14 protein-coding genes and 1 pseudogene are annotated in these 18,707 nt (G+C 70.6%); 8 read left to right on the top strand and 7 right to left on the bottom strand.

Translation table 11 applies throughout. The features are described 5' to 3' along the window. Window positions 1-11: 11 nt before the first annotated feature. The 3 genes from QBE02_RS08925 to QBE02_RS08915 all read right to left on the bottom strand — a co-directional run bounded on the left by QBE02_RS08925 (window position 12) and on the right by QBE02_RS08915 (window position 3,135). The gene (locus tag QBE02_RS08925; RefSeq protein WP_258027876.1) at window positions 12-1,334 is read right to left on the bottom strand and encodes an MFS transporter; all 1,323 of its coding nucleotides are present in this window, start codon (window positions 1,332-1,334) and stop codon (window positions 12-14) included. Next, a complete protein-coding gene (locus tag QBE02_RS08920) occupies window positions 1,286-2,356 on the bottom strand; it encodes an alpha/beta hydrolase (protein ID WP_279365410.1) in 1,071 nt (356 codons plus the stop codon). The genes QBE02_RS08925 and QBE02_RS08920 overlap by 49 nt, the downstream gene beginning before the upstream one ends. A gap of 143 nt (window positions 2,357-2,499) precedes the next feature. Beyond that, a complete protein-coding gene (locus tag QBE02_RS08915) occupies window positions 2,500-3,135 on the bottom strand; it encodes a TetR/AcrR family transcriptional regulator (RefSeq protein WP_218026333.1) in 636 nt (211 codons plus the stop codon). Window positions 3,136-3,191: 56 nt separating this feature from the next. Here QBE02_RS08915 and QBE02_RS08910 point away from each other — a divergent pair, with 56 nt between their 5' ends. From QBE02_RS08910 to QBE02_RS08885, 6 genes are all read left to right on the top strand, one after another. After that, a complete protein-coding gene (locus QBE02_RS08910; protein WP_279365409.1) occupies window positions 3,192-4,613 on the top strand; it encodes a flavin monoamine oxidase family protein in 1,422 nt (473 codons plus the stop codon). Further along, complete coding sequence (locus tag QBE02_RS08905) at window positions 4,610-5,053, top strand: hypothetical protein (RefSeq protein ID WP_279365408.1); 444 nt, start codon at window positions 4,610-4,612, stop codon at window positions 5,051-5,053. Before QBE02_RS08910 ends, QBE02_RS08905 begins: the two co-directional genes overlap by 4 nt. A gap of 3 nt (window positions 5,054-5,056) precedes the next feature. Next, window positions 5,057-5,953: an alpha/beta hydrolase fold domain-containing protein gene (locus tag QBE02_RS08900; protein ID WP_279365407.1), complete on the top strand. Its 897-nt coding sequence runs from the start codon at window positions 5,057-5,059 to the stop codon at window positions 5,951-5,953. Window positions 5,954-6,014: 61 nt separating this feature from the next. Continuing rightward, complete coding sequence (locus tag QBE02_RS08895; protein WP_074696036.1) at window positions 6,015-6,239, top strand: hypothetical protein; 225 nt, start codon at window positions 6,015-6,017, stop codon at window positions 6,237-6,239. 32 nt (window positions 6,240-6,271) lie between these two features. Continuing rightward, complete coding sequence (crcB, locus tag QBE02_RS08890; RefSeq protein WP_279365406.1) at window positions 6,272-6,637, top strand: fluoride efflux transporter CrcB; 366 nt, start codon at window positions 6,272-6,274, stop codon at window positions 6,635-6,637. Between the two features lie 94 nt (window positions 6,638-6,731). After that, a complete protein-coding gene (locus QBE02_RS08885) occupies window positions 6,732-9,893 on the top strand; it encodes an efflux RND transporter permease subunit (RefSeq protein WP_279365404.1) in 3,162 nt (1,053 codons plus the stop codon). Window positions 9,894-10,212: 319 nt separating this feature from the next. On the opposite strand, the pseudogene QBE02_RS08880 reads toward QBE02_RS08885, so the two are convergent. From QBE02_RS08880 to QBE02_RS08870, 3 genes and pseudogenes are all read right to left on the bottom strand, one after another. Beyond that, a pseudogene (locus tag QBE02_RS08880) lies at window positions 10,213-10,746 on the bottom strand (DUF998 domain-containing protein); the annotation flags it as partial. Window positions 10,747-11,077: 331 nt separating this feature from the next. Continuing rightward, a complete protein-coding gene (locus tag QBE02_RS08875; RefSeq protein ID WP_279365402.1) occupies window positions 11,078-11,983 on the bottom strand; it encodes an aldose 1-epimerase family protein in 906 nt (301 codons plus the stop codon). Next, window positions 11,980-12,612, bottom strand: a complete 633-nt coding sequence (locus QBE02_RS08870) for an antibiotic biosynthesis monooxygenase (RefSeq protein ID WP_279365401.1) — start codon at window positions 12,610-12,612, stop codon at window positions 11,980-11,982. The genes QBE02_RS08875 and QBE02_RS08870 overlap by 4 nt, the downstream gene beginning before the upstream one ends. Before the next feature lie 402 nt (window positions 12,613-13,014). On the opposite strand from QBE02_RS08870, the gene QBE02_RS08865 reads away from it, so the two are divergent. After that, window positions 13,015-15,177, top strand: a complete 2,163-nt coding sequence (locus QBE02_RS08865) for a DEAD/DEAH box helicase (protein WP_279365400.1) — start codon at window positions 13,015-13,017, stop codon at window positions 15,175-15,177. A gap of 135 nt (window positions 15,178-15,312) precedes the next feature. Here the strand turns inward: QBE02_RS08865 and QBE02_RS08860 are convergent, their stop codons facing one another. Further along, complete coding sequence (locus QBE02_RS08860) at window positions 15,313-17,448, bottom strand: intein-containing Rv2578c family radical SAM protein (RefSeq protein ID WP_279365399.1); 2,136 nt, start codon at window positions 17,446-17,448, stop codon at window positions 15,313-15,315. Between the two features lie 136 nt (window positions 17,449-17,584). Between QBE02_RS08860 and QBE02_RS08855 the strand changes: the two genes are divergently transcribed. Then, on the top strand, window positions 17,585-18,706 hold the full coding sequence (locus tag QBE02_RS08855) for a M15 family metallopeptidase (protein WP_279365398.1): 1,122 nt from the start codon (window positions 17,585-17,587) through the stop codon (window positions 18,704-18,706). Window position 18,707 lies beyond the last annotated feature (1 nt).

Raw genomic sequence — 18,707 nt, 5'->3', positions numbered from 1 at the left:
TCCGTCGACGATCACCGCACCGAGCGCACCCGCATGATGATGACCGAGCCGAGCAGGCCCGCCAGCCCGCTCGCGAGGAACAGCCCCGAGAACCCGCCGAACAGCACCACGGCCCCCGCCCCGAGCAGGGGACCGAACGCCTGCGGGCCGGCGAGGGCGATATTCATGATCCCGACGTCCTTGCCGCGCGTCTCGGCCGAGGGCAGCACCTGCGTGGCCAGGGCCTGGTCGACGGCGAAGAAGCACCCCTGACCGAGCCCGAGCAGCACGGCGCCGATCACCGCGGTCGACTCGGCCGGGGCGACGGCGAGGAGCAGGGCCGAGACGGCTTGGGCGACCCCCGAGGCGAGGACGAACACGCGACGGCGCTGAACCACGTCGCTGAGTTTGCCGAGGGCGACGGATGCCACGATCGTCACGACCATGTAGATCACCGTCGTGAAGACGAGGAAGCCGGTCGGATCGGCCACCCTCAGCGCGAAGGTGAAGAAGTACAGCAGCATCGTCGTGGCGATCGCGTTGCCGAGGTTGATGAGCACACGGCTCGCGACGGTCCACGCGAAGTCGGGGTGACGCCGGGGGTCGACCCAGATCGACGAGAGGATCGTGCGGACGGTGAGCGGACCCAGCAGCGCCGCCTCGGACGTCGTCAGCGGAACGTCGCGCAGAACGAGCAGGAACGGCACGGCCAGGCCTACGCAGCACACGGCCAGCGCGAGGTAGCCCGAAGCCGTCGTGGTGAACACCGCGGTGACCAGCACGATCCCCAGCAGGATGCCGATCGCGTTCGGTGCCGAGATCCAGCCCGACACGAGCCCCCGCTGCCCCGCGGGCACGCGGTCGGCCATGACGGCGGTGAGGGCGGCGGAGGCCATGCAGAAGCCCATCATCACCGCGGTCCACATCGTCACCGTGCCGAGCGACTCGGTCTGGACGCCGAGCAGCGCGAGACCGACGGCCGCGAGCACGACACCGCCGAGGATCCAGGGGCGACGGCGTCCGAACCGAGACCGGGTCCGGTCGCTCAGCGCACCGACGATCGGGTAGGCGATGACCACGAACGTCCCCGCCACGGCGCTGACCAGGCCGTAGGTGAGGAGCGAGACGAGCCAGTCGTCCGAGGCGTGCTGCGCGGCGATCTGCAGGGGCAGCAGCACCTGCACCGGGACGAGCTGCGCCATCCACAGTCCGAGCCACACCCCGGCGAAGGCCGCGATCCAGCCCGCACGAACGGGGCGGGTGGGTTCGGCGTAGGCGGTGAGGGTGGCGGGCGTCGCGTCAGCGGTCACCGGATGCCGCCCGTCCGCGTCGCCGCGAGCGTCGTCACGGCCCACCGGCCGGCATCCGCCACGGCGTCGCGCGCGTCACGCAGCGCTCCGCAGGCGTTGAAGAACCCGTGGATCTGGCCGGTGTGGGTCACGAGGTGCGTGGCGACGCCGGCGGCCTCGAGACGCTCGGCGTAGGCGACGCCCTCGTCGCGGAGCACGTCGAAACCCGACACCGCGACGTACGCCGGGGCCAGGCCCGAGAGGTCCTCGGCCCGCAGGGGCGATACCAGCGGATCATCGGCGCTTCCGCCGCCGCTCAGGTAGTGCGCGGCGTACCAGTCCATCTGCGCCTCCGTGAGGAAGAAGCCGTCGGCGAACAGCTCGTACGAGCGGTGCTTGCGCGAGAGGTCGGTGACGGGACAGAACAGGATCTGGAACGCCGGTGCGCCCTCGGCATCGTCGCGCGTGACCGAGGCCACGACCGCCGAGAGGTTGCCGCCCGCGCTCTCGCCGCCGACACCGACCGCGTCAGCGGTCCCGCCGAACCGCGAGGCGTTGTCGCGGACCCACCGGAAGGCGTCGACGCTGTCGTGGAGCCCCGCCGGGAACGGCGCTTCGGGGGCCAGCCGGTAGCCGACCGACACCACCGTCATGCCCGAGGTCTTCGCGAGGGTGCGGCACATGGCATCCGCGCTGTCGACCGATCCGAGTACCCAGCCGCCGCCGTGGAAGCAGACGATGATCCCGGATGCCGCACGGTCGAGGTCCGCGCGGTACACGCGTCCCGGAACCCGCCCGGCGCGCGTGGGGATCTCGATGTCGTCCCTCTGCGCGAGCTTCGTGTTCCCGGCGAACGTCCACGCCTCGAGTTCGATGTGCGCGCGGGCCTCGTCGAGGGGGAGCCGCTCGAAGTGTGCGCCGGGCGCGTCATTCATCACGCGCAGAGACGTCTGCACGGCGGGGTGCAGGGTGTTGCCGTCGATCACGACGGGGCGGCCGTTCACCGCGCGGAGGGCCGCGGGCGGAAGCGACCCGAGGGCGCGCGCGCCCCAGCGGAGCAGGTGGTCCTGGGGACGGGGACGGAGCATCGCGGAACCCTTCTGTCGATCACGGCAATGGGATCGACTATCGGGTCACTTTATTGCACACACGTACCGTTTTGTGTGACAAAGATGTGAATTCAACTCTGCGAGGAGGCGACGGGCGCAAGAAACCTGTACGTTTGTGCCAACTAAGCGGGGGAGTGATCCCCCTCGCCCAGCGAAGAGGTCGCGGCGAGGGTCACGAACCCCACGATGGCGGCACGCAGGGCGTGCGCCAGCGACTGGAACTGGACCTCCTCGGAACGGGCGATGCGATGCAGGGCGAAACCGTCGATCAGGGCGACGACCGCAGCGGCGGCGTGCGGATCGGTCACGCCGTTCGTCTGCAGCACGGCCGCCGCGAGCGCCCGCGTCTCGTCGAGGATCTTCTCGACGTGAACACGCAGGGCCGGATGACGCGAGGCGAAGAGGTAGATCTCGAACTGCGCGACCGTGTGGTCCTGCGATTGGCTGCGCACGATCTCGACGAACTCGTCGATCGCCGCCCCGGGGCTGTTCGCGCCCGAGACGAGGACGGAGCGGAACTGCTCGAGCCGCTCGAGCTCGGCCGCCATCGCGTGCGCGACGGCCTCGCCGATCATGTCGTCGAGCGAGTCGAAGAAGTACGTCGTCGACGAGTGCGGCACCCCCGCCGCGGCGGCCACCGACCTGTGCGTGACGGCCGCGATGCCCCCCTCGGCGATGATCGCGATCGTGGCGTCCAACAGCAGCTCGCGACGCGCGCGACCGCGCGCCCGCATCGGCCGGCTCGTCGTCTCGCTCACGCTGTCCTCCTCGCCGACCGGGGTGGTCGGTGTCGCCTTCGGAACGGAGTAAGCCTATGACCGCCTCCCCGCCCTCTGCGGACCGGGCCCCGGCCCCCGACGTCGACGTGGTCGTGGTCGGCGCAGGTCTCTCGGGCCTGACCGCCGCTCACCGGCTTCGCCAGTTCGGCGCGACGGTGACGGTGTTCGAAGCGGCGCCCCGCGTGGGCGGACGCGTGTCGTCGGCGGAGGTGGCGGGGGTGCACGTCGACCTCGGCGGGACGTTCGTCGGCCCCGGCCAGGATCGCATCCTGGCGCTCGCCGACGAAGTGGGCGTCTCGCGCTATCGGACCTACGCCGCGGGTCGCAACGTCATCCGGTGGCGCGGCGAGCATCGGCGCTACCGGGGCACGGTGCCTCCGGTCGGCGCGAGCCTGCTCGACGTGGGACGGATCCAGCTCACTCTCGACCGCCTGGCGCGCACCGTCCCCCGGGGGAACCCCGCCGCCGCCCCGCAGGCCGCGAACCTGGATGCCGAGAGCCTCGGCTCGTGGCTGCGCCGCTCGCACGCTTCTCCCGCGGCGCGAGAGCTCATCGCGATCGCCGGCCGGACGACGTGGGGGTGCGAGCCCGACGAGATCTCGTTCCTGCACGCTCTGCACTACATCCACCAGGCGGGTGGACTGTCGTCGATGCTCGACACCGAGGGCGGCGCGCAAGAGGAGCACTTCGTCGAGGGCTCGCACGCGATCGCCGTGCGTCTCGCCGACGCGCTCGGGGCTGCTCTGCGGGTGAGCGCTCCGGTGCGACGCATCGAGACCGCCGCCCAGGGGGTGCGCGTGTCGACGGCCGACGAGACGGTGACCGCTCGCGCCGTCGTCGTCGCCGTGCCACCGGCGCTGCGCGGCAGGATCGACTTCGCGCCGGCCCTTCCCCCCTCTCACGCCCAGATGGCCCAGCGCTGGCCGGCGGGGGTGCTGTCGAAGGCCTACGCCGTGTACGAGCGGCCGTTCTGGCGCGACCACGACCTGTCGGGGCAGGGGCTCTCCGACACCGGCCCGGTCTTCATCACCTTCGACGCCGGTCCCGCTCACGCCGGCGCCCCCGGCGTGCTCCTCGGCTTCGTCGGCGGGGTCTACGCCCGCGAGTGGGACGAGCTGGCACCCGCCGAGCGCGCAACGCGGGCGCTGTCGTCCTTCGCCGACCTTTTCGGCCCCCGGGCGCTGGATGCCATCGGCTACATCGACCAGCGCTGGGGCGCCGAGCCCTGGGTCGGCGGCGGCCCCACGGCCGCCCCGGGGCCGGGAGCGGTCGTGCCCTACGCCGGTGCCCTGGCCGCCCCCGTCGGGTCGATCCTCTGGGCAGGGACCGAGACGGCCGATCGCTGGACGGGATTCATGGACGGCGCCGTCCGCGCCGGTGAGCGCGCGGCGCTCCAGGCCCGCGGCATCCTGAGCTCCTCCTCGACCGACCACGAACAGACAGGAGTCGTCCGATGACCTGGCGCCGCGAGTACACGCACCTCACCACCGCCACCGCCGACGCGGTGTGGAAGAGGTGGACCACGCCCGAGGAGTGGGCCGTCGACGATCCCGATCTGCGCGAGGCCACCTTCCCCGTGCCCCCGCGCGTCGGTGCATCGGGCCGCGTGGTCAACCACGGAACCCCCGCGCAGCGCTTCACCTTCACCGAGCTGCAGCCGGGGGTCGCGATGAACTTCCGGATCGGCTTGCCGGGGGCGGTGCTGTCGTTCCCGCACCGCATGCGCCAGACGCCGAACGGGCTGTCGGTGACGCACGCCGTCGAGATCTCCGGTCCTCTCGCGCTGGTGTTCGGCCCCCTTGTGGGGCGCAAGATCGCCGCGGGCCTGCCGGCTGTCGTCCGCTTGGTGACGACGAACGCGCTCGCCGACATGGCCGCCGACGCGCGCGGGGAGTAGTCGGTGTCGCTGTCGATGACGCTCACGACCGCGGCGATGTGGGTGAGCGCGCGGCCGATCCGCCTCGCGCTGGCTCGTGACGACTACCTCGAGACGCTCGACCCGGGCCGCCGTCCGGCCGATCCGCCGGCGCGCCTGCGACGCTCGGGCCGTGTCGTCGTCTCGCGTGAGGGCGGGCTGCCCGTCTACCGCTACGAGCCGGCGGCGCGCACCGCGGGCCTCGAGCTGATGTACCTGCCCGGTGGGGGATTGGTGAATCCCCTCGTCGCCGAGCACTGGTGGATCGTCGAGCGTCTCGCCCGGGCGACCGGGGCGGCGATCACGGTGGTCTGCTACCCCCTGGCGCCCGAGCATCGGGCCGACGACACCCTCGCCGTGATCGACGCCCAGTACGAACGTCTCGCCGCGCGGGCGGGGACCTCCCGCCTCCTCGTGGCGGGCGACTCGGCCGGAGGGGCCGTGGCGGTGGGGCTCGCCCTGCGCGCCGCGCGTCGACCGGACGGGCTCGTGCTGTTCTCGCCGTGGCTCGACCTCGCTCTCGTCGACCCGGGGATCGCGCGTCGGATGCCGCGGGATCCCTCGCTGCGCGTCCCCGGCCTTCGAGCGGGCGCGCAGGCGTGGGTGGGCGATCGGGGGCTCGACGACCCGGAGCTCAATCCCGCGCGGATGGAGCTCGCCGGGCTGCCGCCGACCCTCGTGTTCCAGGGGGGTCGCGACATCTTCTTCGACGACGCCGTCGCCTTCGCTCGACGGGCGCGCGCCGAGCGGGCGTCGGTGCGTCTGGTGACCGCTCGGGCGGGATTCCACGTCTACGTCGGGGCGTTCTGGACGCCCGAGGCGCGCGCGGCCTACGCGCTCGTGGGGGCTTTCTCGCGCGATCCCGAGCGATCGATGACATAACGGGACATATGTGCAACAATCTGCCGAGGGCGCGACGGTGCGCCCCGTTCAAGGAGGACCGATGACCGCTCGCTACGACCTGGCAAAGATCAAGCTCGGCAAGCTCATGACCGACCCCGATGCCGAGGGCATCATCCTCGACGTCATCCCCGACCTCAAGGCGAGCCCCACCTACCTCGTGGCCCGCACGCTCACCGCGAGCGCCGCGCTCAAGCTCGCCGAAGCGCAGATCGGCGCCGAGAAGGCATCCGAACTGCGTCGTCGCGTCGAGGCGCTCGAGGCGTGAGGGGCTCGCGCGGCGAGGGGTAGATTGGCGGCGTGATACCGCTCGTCTTCCTCGCCGTGGCCCTCGCCGGCGGCGTGGGGGCGGCGCTGCGCTATCTGCTCGATGTGGCTGTGCGGCGCCGCACGGGGGAGCGGTTCCCGTGGGGCATCCTGGTCGTGAATCTCACCGGGGCGCTGGTGCTCGGCATCCTGACCCCCCTTCCCGCCGACGAGTCGTGGCGGTGGGTCCTCGGGACGGGTCTGCTCGGCGGGTACACGACATTCAGCGCGGTGGCTGTGACCACGGCGCTGCTCGCCGAAGAGGGGCGCTCGCGCGCGGCGGTGTCGTACGCGGTGGTGTCGTTCGTCGGGTCCGTCGTCGCGGCGGCACTGGGTCTGTCGCTCGGATCGGCGCTCTGAGGCAGCCGCCCGCCGGGCGGTCCGAGGGGCGGGTGCGCATGGGATACTGAGCTTCGATACATTCCTGTATCGGACTTACCCGGAGGGTCCCCCCGTGTCGTACCTGGCCGTCCTGAGCCTGAAGAACCGCGCCCTCATCGCCCTCGTCACGATCGTCGCGGCGGTCTTCGGCGGGCTCGCGCTCACCAGCCTCAAGCAGGAGCTCATCCCCTCGATCGAGTTCCCCCAGCTCGCCGTTGTCACGACCTACCCGGGCGCCTCGCCCGAGGTTGTCGAGACCGATGTCTCGACCCCGATCGAGAACGCCATCCGCGGTGTCGAGGGACTCGAGTCCACGACCGCGACGAGCACGACGAACTCCTCGATCGTCTCGGCGGAGTTCACCTACGGCACCGACCTGGCGGGGGCGCAGCAGAAGATCCTCGCCGCGATCGCGCGCATCAAGGACCAGCTCCCCGACTCCGCCGACACCACCGTCGCGTCGGCGAGCATCGACGACTTCCCCGTCATCCAGCTCGCCGTCACGGGATTCACCGACGCCGAGGCGACGCAGTCGATCCTGCAGACGAGCGTGGTCCCCGACCTCGAGGACGTCGCGGGGGTCAACGGCGCGCAGATCGTGGGCGGCACCGCCCAACGCGTGACGATCACCCCCGACACCGCCAAGCTCGCCGAGCGCGGCTTCAGCCAGCAGGCGATCACCGACGCCCTCGATGCCAACGGCGTGCTCTTCCCGGGTGGCTCCCTGACCGAGGGCGACCAGACCCTCACCGTGCAGACCGGGTCGAAGCTCACCAGCGTCGACGAGATCTCGGCCCTCCCGCTCGTGCCCACCGACGCCGCCCAGTTCCAGGCGGGGCGGACGAAGATCAGCGATGTCGCCACGGTCGCCCTCGAGCCCGACCCCGTGACCACGCTGTCGCGTGTCGACGGGCAGCCGGCCCTGACCATCGCGGTCACCAAGCTCCCGGCCGCCAATACCGTCGACGTCTCGCGCGGCGTCCTCGATGCGCTCCCGGGGCTCGAATCGCAGCTCGGTCAGGGCGCCAAATTCACCGTCGTCTTCGACCAGGCGCCGTTCGTCCAGCAGTCGATCGAGGCCCTGGCGCAGGAGGGGCTCCTCGGTCTGGTCTTCGCGGTCGTGGTGATCCTCGTCTTCCTCATGTCGGTGCGCTCGACGCTCGTGACGGCGATCTCGATCCCCACCAGCGTCCTCATCACCTTCGTGGGGCTCCAGGCCTTCGGGTACTCGCTGAACATCCTGACCCTCGGCGCGCTGACGATCGCAATCGGCCGCGTCGTCGACGACTCGATCGTGGTGATCGAGAACATCAAGCGCCACTACGTCGGTGACGCCGACAAGATCCCCACGATCGTGCGTGCGGTGCGCGAGGTGGCGGCCGCCATCACGGCATCCACCATCACCTCCGTCGCGGTGTTCCTCCCGATCGCCTTCGTGGGTGACGTGACGGGAGAACTCTTCCGACCGTTCTCACTGACCGTGACGATCGCCATGGCGGCCTCGCTGCTCGTGTCGCTCACGATCGTGCCCGTGCTGGCGTCGTGGTTCCTGAAGCCCGGGAAGGTCATCCGCGATGCCGAGGGGAATCCGATCGACCCCGAGTCGCCGACCGCGCCGCCCTCGCGCCTGCAGAAGGCCTACGTCCCGGTCCTTCGCTGGACGCTGAAGCACTCGTGGGTCACCCTCACCCTGGCCGTGCTCGTGCTCGGCGGGACGCTCGCGTCCGTCCCCCTGCTCAAGACGGACTTCCTCGGCGACTCCGGTCAGAACACCTTCACCGTCACTCAGAAGATCGGCTCCGCCCCGAGCCTGGATGCCGAGGACGCGGCGGCCCAGAAGGTCGAGGCCGTGCTGCTCGACACCGACGGCGTGCAGACGGTGCAGACCTCGATCGGCTCGAGCGGGTCGGCGCTGCGCGACGCCTTCTCGGGCGGCGGCTCGGGCATCACGTACTCGATCACCTCCGCCTCCGGCGTCGACCAGGTCGAGCTCCGCGACCGCGTCCGCACCGAGCTCGAGGCGCTTCCCGACGCGGGCGAGATCGAGGTCGCGGCCTCCGGCGGCGGACTCGGCTCGGCCGGCATCACCGTCGACGTCACCGCCGCCGACGGACAGTCGCTGCAGCAGGCGAGCGACGCCGTGGTCGCGGGCCTGCAGGGGCGCGACGGCATCGGTCAGGTCACCAGCAGCCTCTCGGCATCCCTCCCCTTCATCTCCGTGCGCGTCGATCGCGATGCGGCCTCCGAGCGCGGACTGTCCGAACGTGCCGTGGGTGCGCTCGTCTCGGCGACGCAGCAGCCGCGGCAGGCGGGCACGGTGGAACTCGACGGACGCGGGGTGACCGTGTACGTCGCCACCGCCAACCCGCCGAAGACCATCGACGACCTGCGCGCCCTCGAGATCCCGAGCGCGCGCGGCAACGTCCGCCTCGACCAGATCGCCACGGTCGAGCAGAGCGAGACCCCGCCGTCGATCTCGACCTCGCGCGGGCTGCGCACGGCCACGATCACGGTGACGCCGACGACCGACGACCTGGGCAGTTCGTCGGCCAGCGTCACCTCGGCCCTCGCCGACACCTCGCTGCCGCAGGGGGCCACCGCGAAGGTGGGCGGTTCGGTGACCGACCAGCGCGACGCGTTCAGCCAGCTCGGCCTCGCGTTGCTCGCGGCGATCCTCATCGTCTACGTCGTGATGGTCGCGACCTTCAAGTCGCTGCGCCAGCCGCTCGAGCTGCTCGTATCGGTGCCGTTCGCGGCGACCGGAGCGATCCTCATGCTGCTGATCACCGGTGTGCCGCTCGGTGTCGCGGGCATGATCGGTGCGCTGATGCTCGTCGGCATCGTGGTGACCAACGCGATCGTGCTCATCGACCTCGTGAACCAGTACCGCGCCCGCGGTCTGAGCGTCTTCGAAGCGACGGTCGTCGGAGGCGCGCGACGCCTGCGTCCCATCCTGATGACGGCCCTCGCGGCGATCTTCGCCCTCGTGCCGATGGCCCTGGGGATCACCGGCCACGGCGGATTCATCTCGCAGCCGCTGGCGGTCGTCGTGATCGGCGGGCTCGTGTCGTCGACGTTCCTGACGCTGCTGGTGCTGCCGACGCTCTACAACCTCATCGAAGGAGCGAGCGAGAGGCGCCGTGAGCGGCGGGCGGCGCGAGAGGCAGGGCACGTCGAGCCGACGGCCGACGACGGGCACCCCCTGAGCCGCCGAGAACTGCGCGAGAAGCACTGACGCGGAACGGGCGGGATGCCGACACCCGGCGTCCCGTCCCTCTCGTGGTGCTCATCCCGAAGTGTCGGCGGTCACCGGTCGGGGTGAGCGTCGATGCGCGATCGGGGCGAGGCGACGAGCCCTCGACGGGGTGACCGGGCGCGACGCGCGGGGCGCGCTGCGCCGCCGAGCGGGCGGGTCGGCGGGTGGCCGTCGGCCGGGCGAGCGGGAGGCGGGGGCGTCGACGGGGGGCGTGGTGCGCCGCGGCGGGAGTCTGGGCGGTCGGGTGCGAGGTGGCCGCAGTCGCCGCCGACGCGAGGATCTGCGTGAACATCCCCGACCACGCGAACATCGCCGCGCACGAGATGGTCTCGAACAGTGCCAGGTTGATGGTCGCCGAAACGAACAGCGTGATCGAGACGATCAGCCAGACGGTCGCGATTCCCGTGCCGATCGCCATCCGCTTGCCGAGGCGGTGGAAGAGGAACGGCGCGCTCAGCAGCAGGGCGAGGAACCCCAGGACCATCGAGCCGGCGACCTTGTCGTGAAGGTCCTTGTCGGTGTTCAGGGGAATGCAGCCCACCAGAGCGAGATTCACGCCCACGACGTTCAGGCAGATGAAGGCCACCGTCGCGGCGCCGCGACGGACGGGACCGCGACCCACGCGTCGCACATCGCGCCGGACGCGGAAGGCGAAGACCACGACGATCATCCCGCTGATCTTGAGCGTGGTGTTGAAGAACGCGCTCGAGAGGTCGCCGAAGATCCCCAGCTGGCTGAAGTGCAGCTGCCACCACAGCGGGTCGCTCGTGGTCGCGATCGACAGCAGCAGCCCGCTGACCAGGACGATCAGGGCCGCCGCGCCGACGTGCATCGTCGGGACGGCGTTCAGGCGGCGCGCGAGGGCGCCCAGACGCGGCACCGGGAGCGAAAAGGGGACAGCGGAGCGGAGCGCGGTGCTCATGTGGGGGATCTTTCCTCAGGACGGAACGAGGATCCCCCCACACCGCGGGACCCTCGGCCCCCGTCGGCTCATTCGGGCAATGAGCCAGGAGAAACCTTGGTCCTTTGCCTCCCCCGGCCTTGACGGAAACCGTCAGGGCACATGGTATCGTTCGCGCCGCCTTTTCAGGTAAGGGCTTGTCTGAGAAATCCCCAGATCATATGCGCATTTTCTTGTCCCCCATTTGGGGGACAAGAAAGCCTCATGCCCCGTAGGAAACACCCCATTCCCTGGTCATTTCTGCGCCCGGTTCGAGTCGCTCCAGGTCCATTCCGGTTGCGAAAGCGTTCGCCGGAGCCGTCATCGGCTCGATTGCCACCGCGAGGGATTGCCCGGGGTAGCGGTCGGTCGTGAACACCTGCGCCCAGCGGAACCCGGCATCCTGCCACAGCTGCACACGCCGACCGTCGGGAGCGGTAAGGGTGTGGTGCGCTCGGCCGTCGGCATCCCGCTCCAATCCGCGGTAGCCGTTGTCGAGCGAGGCATCGCCGAGACGGCGACCCTCGCGCAGGTCGGTGGCGGCGTCGACCGGCACCTCGTCGACGGGGATGTTGCGGTCGTCGAGGACGAGCGTGGTCGTGCCGGTCGAGTGCACCACCAGATCCTCGGTCGGCACCCCGCCGATCTGGAGATAGGGGTGCACGCCCAGGGCGACGGGGGCGGCCTTCGCCCCGATGTTCTCGATGGTGTGGGTCACGTGCAGACCGTCGGCGCGGAGGGCGTACGTGACCCGCGTGCGCAGGTGAAAGGGGTAGCCGGTCTGCGGCACCACGTCGGCGCCGAGTACGAGGCGATCGTCGGTGTGCTCGATGGCCTGGTAGGTCCCGAAGCGCAGCAGGCCGTGGCTGGCGTTGCCGAACTTCGGCTCGCTGATCGCGAGCTGCAGATCCTCGCCGTCGAAGCAGTACCGGCCGTCGCGGATGCGGTTCGGCCAGGGGACGAGGACGACCCCGGATGCCGCGGGCGTGGGCAGGTCGTCGGGGTAGCGCGGTACGAGGTCGACGCCGTCGACCGTCAGCGCGCGAAGGGCGGCACCCACCTGGGCGATCTCGGCGGAGGAGTGCTCGCCGCGGAGGTGGAAGCGGGATCCGGTGGGGTCGGCGGTCATGGCGTGGCCTTTCGCGATCGGCGCGGGCGCTGCAGCCAGGGCTGCAGCATGCGGGTGACCCACGGGAGGACCGCGTAGGTCATGACGGGGGTGAGCATGAGGGTGGTCGCGAGCACGCGCAGCACGAGGGGGATCTCGGCGAACCCGGGGACGAAGCCCAGCAGCCATGACGCCGCGAGGTTCGTCGGGAAGAACCCGACCCAGATCGTCACGGCCTGCTTCCACCGCGGGGGAGCCGCCGGGACCGGCTGTTGGATCGGCTGGGTGCCGGCCTCCGTCACCGTCGCAGCTTCCAGGATCGAGCCGTGCGGGGCGTCGAACCAGCCCTCGATCCCGGTGCGGCGCTCGCTGCGCTCCTCGCGCGCGAAGGGGCGGCCGGAGTCGAGCCACCACTGGCGCTGCGTGGAGCTCTCCCACTCCTCGAGCGTCGTGATGTCGCGAAAGCGGTACAGCATGTACCAGAGGTCGCTGTCTTCGCCCGCGCGCACCCACCCCGAGCCGAGGAAGCCCGGGAAGGCGGTCGCGAGGTCGGTGCCGGCCTGCATCCAGGAGGTCGCTTCGGCGGTGCGCGTCGGGTCGATGCGCCGCTCGATCGCCACCGTGATGGGGTGGGCGTCGGTGTCTGCCATGCGTCTATCTTCCGTCACGGCGACCCTGGGTCCTTCTCCGTGGAACCCGTCCCGCTCTCGACCGCCTCTGTCCCTCTCTCGACGAACCTCGTCCCACTTTCGGCGGGGTGATGTCCCAGGTATGGCTGTCTGATGCGCCGCGAAAGCGCCATAAGCGGGACACGGGTCATCGGAGGGGCATGGATGCCATTCCCAGGCGCGACCTGTAGCGTGGTGCGGTCGGCTCTGGACACCGTGCGTGATGCGCGGATGGGTTTGTGAGTCCAAGGGGCCGATGGACAGGACACGATCGCGGCCTCGACCATCACTAGTGAATTGGCCCCCGGCCCACGAGCGTCCGGGTATCGCACCGCCACGAGCGGTGTCGCTGTTTCGCGCGAACAGAACCCAGGAAGTTTCTCCATGCCCAAGAACAAGAAGCCCGCCGGCGGCCGCGCCGCCAAGAATTTCGAGCCCCGCTACGGCGCCAAGACCTCGTTCCAGGACCGCAAGCGTCGCCCCGGCACCGAGGCGCCCGCCAAGCCCGGCAGCAAGAGCCCCAGCCACCGCGGTTACCGCCCCGAGGCCGAGGCCACAGCCGACAAGGGTCGCTGGAACGCCGCCGATCGCGCCGGCCGTACTGAAGCCCGCAGCATCCGCACCTCCGCCCGTGACGACCGTCCGGCCCGTTCGTTCGACGACCGCCCTGCGCGTTCGTTCGATCGTGACGAGCGTTCCCGTCGCGATGCCGGTGAGCGTTCCGCGCGTTCGTTCGACCGCAGCGACCGTCCTGCTCGTTCGTTCGACCGCAACGAGCGCCCGGCGCGTTCTTTCGACGACCGCCCCGCGCGTTCGTTCGACCGGAACGACCGTCCGGCTCGATCGTTCGACCGCAGCGACCGTCCTGCCCGTTCGTTCGACCGCAACGAGCGCCCGGCGCGTTCGTTCGATCGTGACGAGCGTCCCCGTCGCGATGCCGGTGAGCGTCCCGCGCGTTCGTTCGAGCGCAGCGACCGTCCGGCTCGTTCGTTCGACCGTAACGACCGTCCCGCGCGTTCGTTCGATCGTGACGAGCGTCCCCGTCGCGATGCCGGTGATCGTCCTGCCCGGTCCTTCGACCGCAGCGACCGTCCGGCTCGTTCGTTCGACCGCAACGAGCGCCCGGCTCGTTCGTTCGATCGTGACGAGCGTCCCCGTCGCGATGCCGGTGAGCGTCCCGCGCGGTCCTTCGACCGCAGCGACCGTCCGGCTCGTTCCTTCGACGACCGCCCGCGCCGCAACGACGGCCCGAGCCGGAGCGATTGGACCAACACCCCGCAGCGCTCCGCCGAGCACGAGCAGCGCGTCGACGTCGTGCACGAGCGCCTGCAGGCCGAGGCCGTGGACGCCGCGACCGTGACCGGTGCCGGTTTCGCCGAGCTGGGTCTGGGCGACAACCTCGTCCGCGCGCTGGCCGGTCTGGGCGCGGCGAGCCCGTTCCCCATTCAGGCGGCCACGGTCGCCCCGATCCTCGAGGGACGCGACGTCCTCGCTCGCGGCCGCACCGGCTCGGGCAAGACCATCGCCTTCGGTGCGCCGCTGGTCGAGAGCATCCTGCGCTCGCAGGCGGGTCAGCGCCGCGAGTTCGGTCGCGCCCCCAAGGCGATCATCCTCGCCCCCACGCGCGAGCTCGCCCTGCAGATCGACCGCACGGTACAGGTGCTCGCGCGCAGCGTGGGCCTGTTCACCACCCAGGTCTACGGCGGTGTGCCCCAGGCGCGCCAGGTCGGTGCGCTCAAGAAGGGCGTCGACATCGTCATCGGCACCCCCGGACGCATCGAAGACCTGCTGAACCAGGGCAAGCTCGACCTCTCGCAGGTGCAGGTCGCCGTCCTCGATGAGGCCGATCACATGTGCGAGCTCGGCTTCCTCGAGCCCGTGCAGCGCATCCTCCGCGCGACCAAGAAGGACAGCCAGAAGCTCCTCTTCTCGGCCACGCTCGACCGCGAGGTCGCGGCCCTCGTCGATGAGTTCCTCGTCGAGCCGGCTGTCTACGAGGTCGCCGGCGAGGATCAGGACTCGAGCACCATCGAGCACCGCGTTCTCGTCATCGAGCACCGTGACAAGGCGCAGATCCTCGACTCGCTCGTCGACCGCGAAGGCAAGACCCTCGTCTTCGCCCGCACCCGCGCGTACGCCGAGATGCTCGCCGAGCAGTTCGACGACGCCGGTATCGCGGCGGTGGCGCTGCACGGCGACCTGAACCAGCAGAAGCGCACGCGCAACCTCGAGAAGCTGACCTCGGGTCGCGTCAACGTGCTCGTCGCCACCGACGTCGCCGCCCGTGGCATCCACGTCGACGACATCGACCTGGTCATCCAGGCCGACGCCCCCGACGAGTACAAGACGTACCTGCACCGCTCCGGCCGCACCGGCCGCGCCGGCCGCGCCGGCACCGTGGTCACCCTGATCACGCGCCAGCGTCGCCGTCGCATGACCGAGCTGCTCGACCGCGCCGAGATCCAGGCTCCCTTCGAAGAGACCGCGCTCGGCGACGACGTGCTCGAAGAGCTCTCGGGTCGTCAGCTGTCGAACGTCGACGCCTAATCCCCCTCGAAACCCCCGTCGCGACCGCGGCGGGGGTTTCGTGCATCGCGGGCGCGGAGACGCGACGCTCGCGCGAGCAGAGCGGGCACGATGCTGAGCGGGCTGCTCCTAGCTGACATGTCGGGGCGCGAGGCCTCAGAACAGCGTCGGCTCGCTCGCGGGCGCGACGCGCGGACGAGTGGATGCCGAGACCCCGACCGTTCGCACGGGTCCGAGGCTGCTCGTCGGCGCAGTGCGCGCCGCGAGGCCGGGCTGGGGTCGTCCGCGCGGGTGGTCGTCCTCATCCCATCCGTCCAGCCGGTGCATGCGCAGGAGGGGGCGCATGCGTTTGCCGAGCCACGTGCGGTACGCCTTCGGCGCCGAGGTCGAGACACCCGGGTACAGCCCGCGGTACGACGAGACCAGGTGCGGATGCTCGCGCTCGAGCCACTCGAAGAACCACTGCTTCGCCCCGGGCCGCAGGTGAAGCGCTCCGTAGACGACGCGCGCCGCGCCGGCGGCGCGAATGCGGGCCAGGGCGTCGTCGAGCGCCGCGACCGAGTCGGTGAGGTGCGGCATGACGGGCATGAGGAACACCGTCACGCGGAAGCCCGCGGCGGTAGCCGCGCGAACGGTCTCGAGCCGCGCCTCGGCGCTCGGGGTCCCGGGCTCGATCGAACGCTGGAGCGCGTCGTCGAAGACCGCGATCGACGTGGCCAACGACACCGTGACCTGTTGTGCCGCCTCGGTCAGCAGCGGGAGGTCGCGCCGCAGCAGCGTTCCTTTGGTGAGGATCGAGAACGGTGTGCCGTTGTCGGTGAGAGCCCCGACGATGTCGGGCATGAGGCGGTACCGTCCCTCGGCGCGCTGGTAGGGGTCGGTGTTCGTCCCGAGCATCACGGGTTCGCGCGCCCACGATCCCCGGCGCAGCTCGGTGCGCAGCACCTCGGCGACGTTCACCTTCACCACGATCTGCGAGTCGAAGTCGGCCCCGTAATCCAGGTCGAGGTACTCGTGCGTTTTCCGAGCGAAGCAGTTGTGGCTGATGACCCCGTTCGCGACGAAGTCTTCGGTACCCGTCGTTATGTCGATCATGTCGATGTCATAGCCGATGTCTTCGACTTTGACGACCCTCAGGTCCGAGCTGGTCTTGACCGCTGTTCCTGAGACGTCGACCTTGCGGGTGATAGACGGCCGGGCGATATCGAAGAAGCGCTGTCGCGAGGCTAGCCCCCCGCGAAGACGGATGGAGGACACGCCGTTCGGGCGGGCGGGTTCGCGAACAGCATCGAAGTGGAACGCGGCGAGAGCCTCTTCCGTCAGCGAGAGGAGCTCCTCATTCGCATTGCTGATTCGCACGATCCCGCGCGAACTCGAGCCCTCCGCGTCGAAGATGCCCCCGAGGAAGCCCGCCATCCAATCCCGACTTCGCGTGCTCGGTATCGCTGTGTAGTCCTCGATGCGCGCAACATCCCGCATCTTGGCCGTGTGCAGAGCCGTCATGGGTCGGCGATGCGCGGGCACGGGGAAGGGCCGGACCATCGTGACGATGCCGATCTGCTCGAGAAGCTCCTTCGAGAGGTCGAGCGCTTCGCGATCGGCGAGGGCGAGTCGGAATCGATGAATCGCGCGGACTCGGTTTCCGTCGTCGTAGGTCTTGTGAAGGATCATCGCGTCACCGCGCACCATGCCCGTCAGATACCCCTGGCGCCAGTCGGGACCCATCGCCTGTGCGTAGGGGCGGGCGCCCGTTCCGAAACCTTGCAGACGGTTCGACACCGTGAGGTGAGGGCGCTGTTCGCCCGCGAGGGGCGAGTCGGTGACATGCTTCCACCCGCGTTCCGTCAGGAACCGGTGTTCTGCGCTGCCCTCGATCTCGGTTCCATCAGCGAGGGTGACGCGATGGAGGCGTTTGCGAGTGGTCCACTTCGCGCGAACCGTTGTTCGGACATAGTGGCGATATCGCGCTCCCTGCTCGGTGCCGATGATCTCGTCTCCGACGCGGATCTCGGACAGCGGGACCTGGCGGCCGTCCGCTTTCAGAATGAGGGTGTCCGGGGAGAGGCAGTACGAACAAGCATGGCTGCACCCCCGGTAAGGATTCACCGTCCAGTCGAACGGCATGGCCGAGACACCGGGAACGCGGTTCAACGCGCTCTTGCACAGCACCTCGTGGAATGTCATTCCGGCGAATTCCGGCGTGGTCACCGACCGCACGAGGCCGTCCATGCGCTCCATGCCCGGGAGTGCCGCGGTGTCCTCCACGCCCAGCTGCTGTCCCTGCCATCTCATGCGAACAGTCGAACACATGTTCGACGAATCGGCAACACTGCGCCCGAGTCATTCGCGGAGAGGGCCGAGCGCCCTCGCCCCCGCCCCCGCCTCCACCCGGGTCGACCGTTCAGGATGCACCCGCGAGAATGGAAGCGTGACCAGCCACGACCCCGAGACCTCGCCCCGCCGCGCCGCGCGCGCGGAGGCCGAGCGACTCGCGACCGCGGCCCTCACCCTTCCCGTCGTTCCCGGCGGCGACGACTCCGCCGCAGCGCCTCCGACCCGTCGCGCTCTGCGGCGCGACGCGGACGCCCCTGAGGCAGGGGAGTCCGGGGCCCGTGGCATCCGTCGACTCGCCCCCGTCCTCCTGCGCCGCCGCCTGGCGGTGGTCGCCGCGGCGGTCGTCGTGGTGGCCGGTTGCGTGGTGGCGATCGGGGCCGCCGCCTCGGGAGGCGGGCCCGACGGGTCCACCGACGCCGTCGCGCAGATCGTCGGCCCCCCGGCGGTCGCCGACGACGGAATCCCCGTGCCGCAGCTCGCGGCCGTCGCCGCCACGGCGACCCCGTGCGACGACCCCGCCTTCACCTCCGCGCTGGCCGCGGGAGACGACGCCGCCGTCATCGACGCGGCGGGGGGCGGGCAAGCGTTCCGCGCAGCGGTGGCATCCGGGATCGCCCCCTGCGTCTCGCTCTCCGACCCGAACCGCGAGTGGCTCGTGGTCAACAAGCAACGTCCCTACGACCCGGTCGACTACCAGCCCGGCGACCTGGTCATGCCCGCAGACGTCCGCGCCCTCGAGGATTCCGCTCTGCGCGCCCCCGCCGCGCGCGCGCTCACCTCGCTCGTGAAGGCCGCATCCGCCGCCGGCGTCGGCGAGATCGGCTACCTCAGCGCCTACCGCTCGTACACGACGCAGAAGTCGACCTACGCCGGGCGCGTGGCGGTCGGGGGTGTCGCCGAGGCCGATCGCGAGAGCGCGCGGCCCGGCTTCAGCGAGCATCAGTCGGGCATGGCCGTCGACATCGTCCCCTGCAACGGTTCGTGCAAGACGCTCGACGACGTGGCGGCGTCTCCGCAGGGCGCGTGGGTGCGCGATCACGCGTGGGAGTTCGGCTTCATCACGCGGTACGCCGAGGGGCGCGAGAGCGTCAGCGGGTACGAGCCCGAGGCGTGGCACCTGCGCTACATCGGTCCCGAGCTCGCCCGGGCCTACCACGAGGGCGGTTTCACGACCCTCGAGGAGTTCTTCGGGCTGCCTGCGGCGCCGACCTACTGAC

Origin of the sequence: Microbacterium testaceum, from assembly GCF_029761935.1 — a bacterium.
GTDB classification, from domain to species: domain Bacteria; phylum Actinomycetota; class Actinomycetes; order Actinomycetales; family Microbacteriaceae; genus Microbacterium; species Microbacterium testaceum_A.
The sequence above is the reverse complement of the archived record's forward strand: the minus strand, read 5'-3'. Positions and strand labels throughout refer to the sequence as shown.

Bases quoted from the DNA above. Each gene is read 5' to 3' on its own strand.
- QBE02_RS08920 (WP_279365410.1), bottom strand. From the start codon at position 2,356: ATGCTCCGTCCCCGTCCCCAGGACCACCTGCTCCGCTGGGGCGCGCGC.
- QBE02_RS08910 (WP_279365409.1), top strand. From the start codon at position 3,192: ATGACCGCCTCCCCGCCCTCTGCGGACCGGGCCCCGGCCCCCGACGTC.
- QBE02_RS08905 (WP_279365408.1), top strand. From the start codon at position 4,610: ATGACCTGGCGCCGCGAGTACACGCACCTCACCACCGCCACCGCCGAC.
- QBE02_RS08895 (WP_074696036.1), top strand. From the start codon at position 6,015: ATGACCGCTCGCTACGACCTGGCAAAGATCAAGCTCGGCAAGCTCATG.
- QBE02_RS08875 (WP_279365402.1), bottom strand. From the start codon at position 11,983: ATGACCGCCGACCCCACCGGATCCCGCTTCCACCTCCGCGGCGAGCAC.
- QBE02_RS08870 (WP_279365401.1), bottom strand. From the start codon at position 12,612: ATGGCAGACACCGACGCCCACCCCATCACGGTGGCGATCGAGCGGCGC.
- QBE02_RS08865 (WP_279365400.1), top strand. From the start codon at position 13,015: ATGCCCAAGAACAAGAAGCCCGCCGGCGGCCGCGCCGCCAAGAATTTC.
- QBE02_RS08860 (WP_279365399.1), bottom strand. From the start codon at position 17,448: ATGAGATGGCAGGGACAGCAGCTGGGCGTGGAGGACACCGCGGCACTC.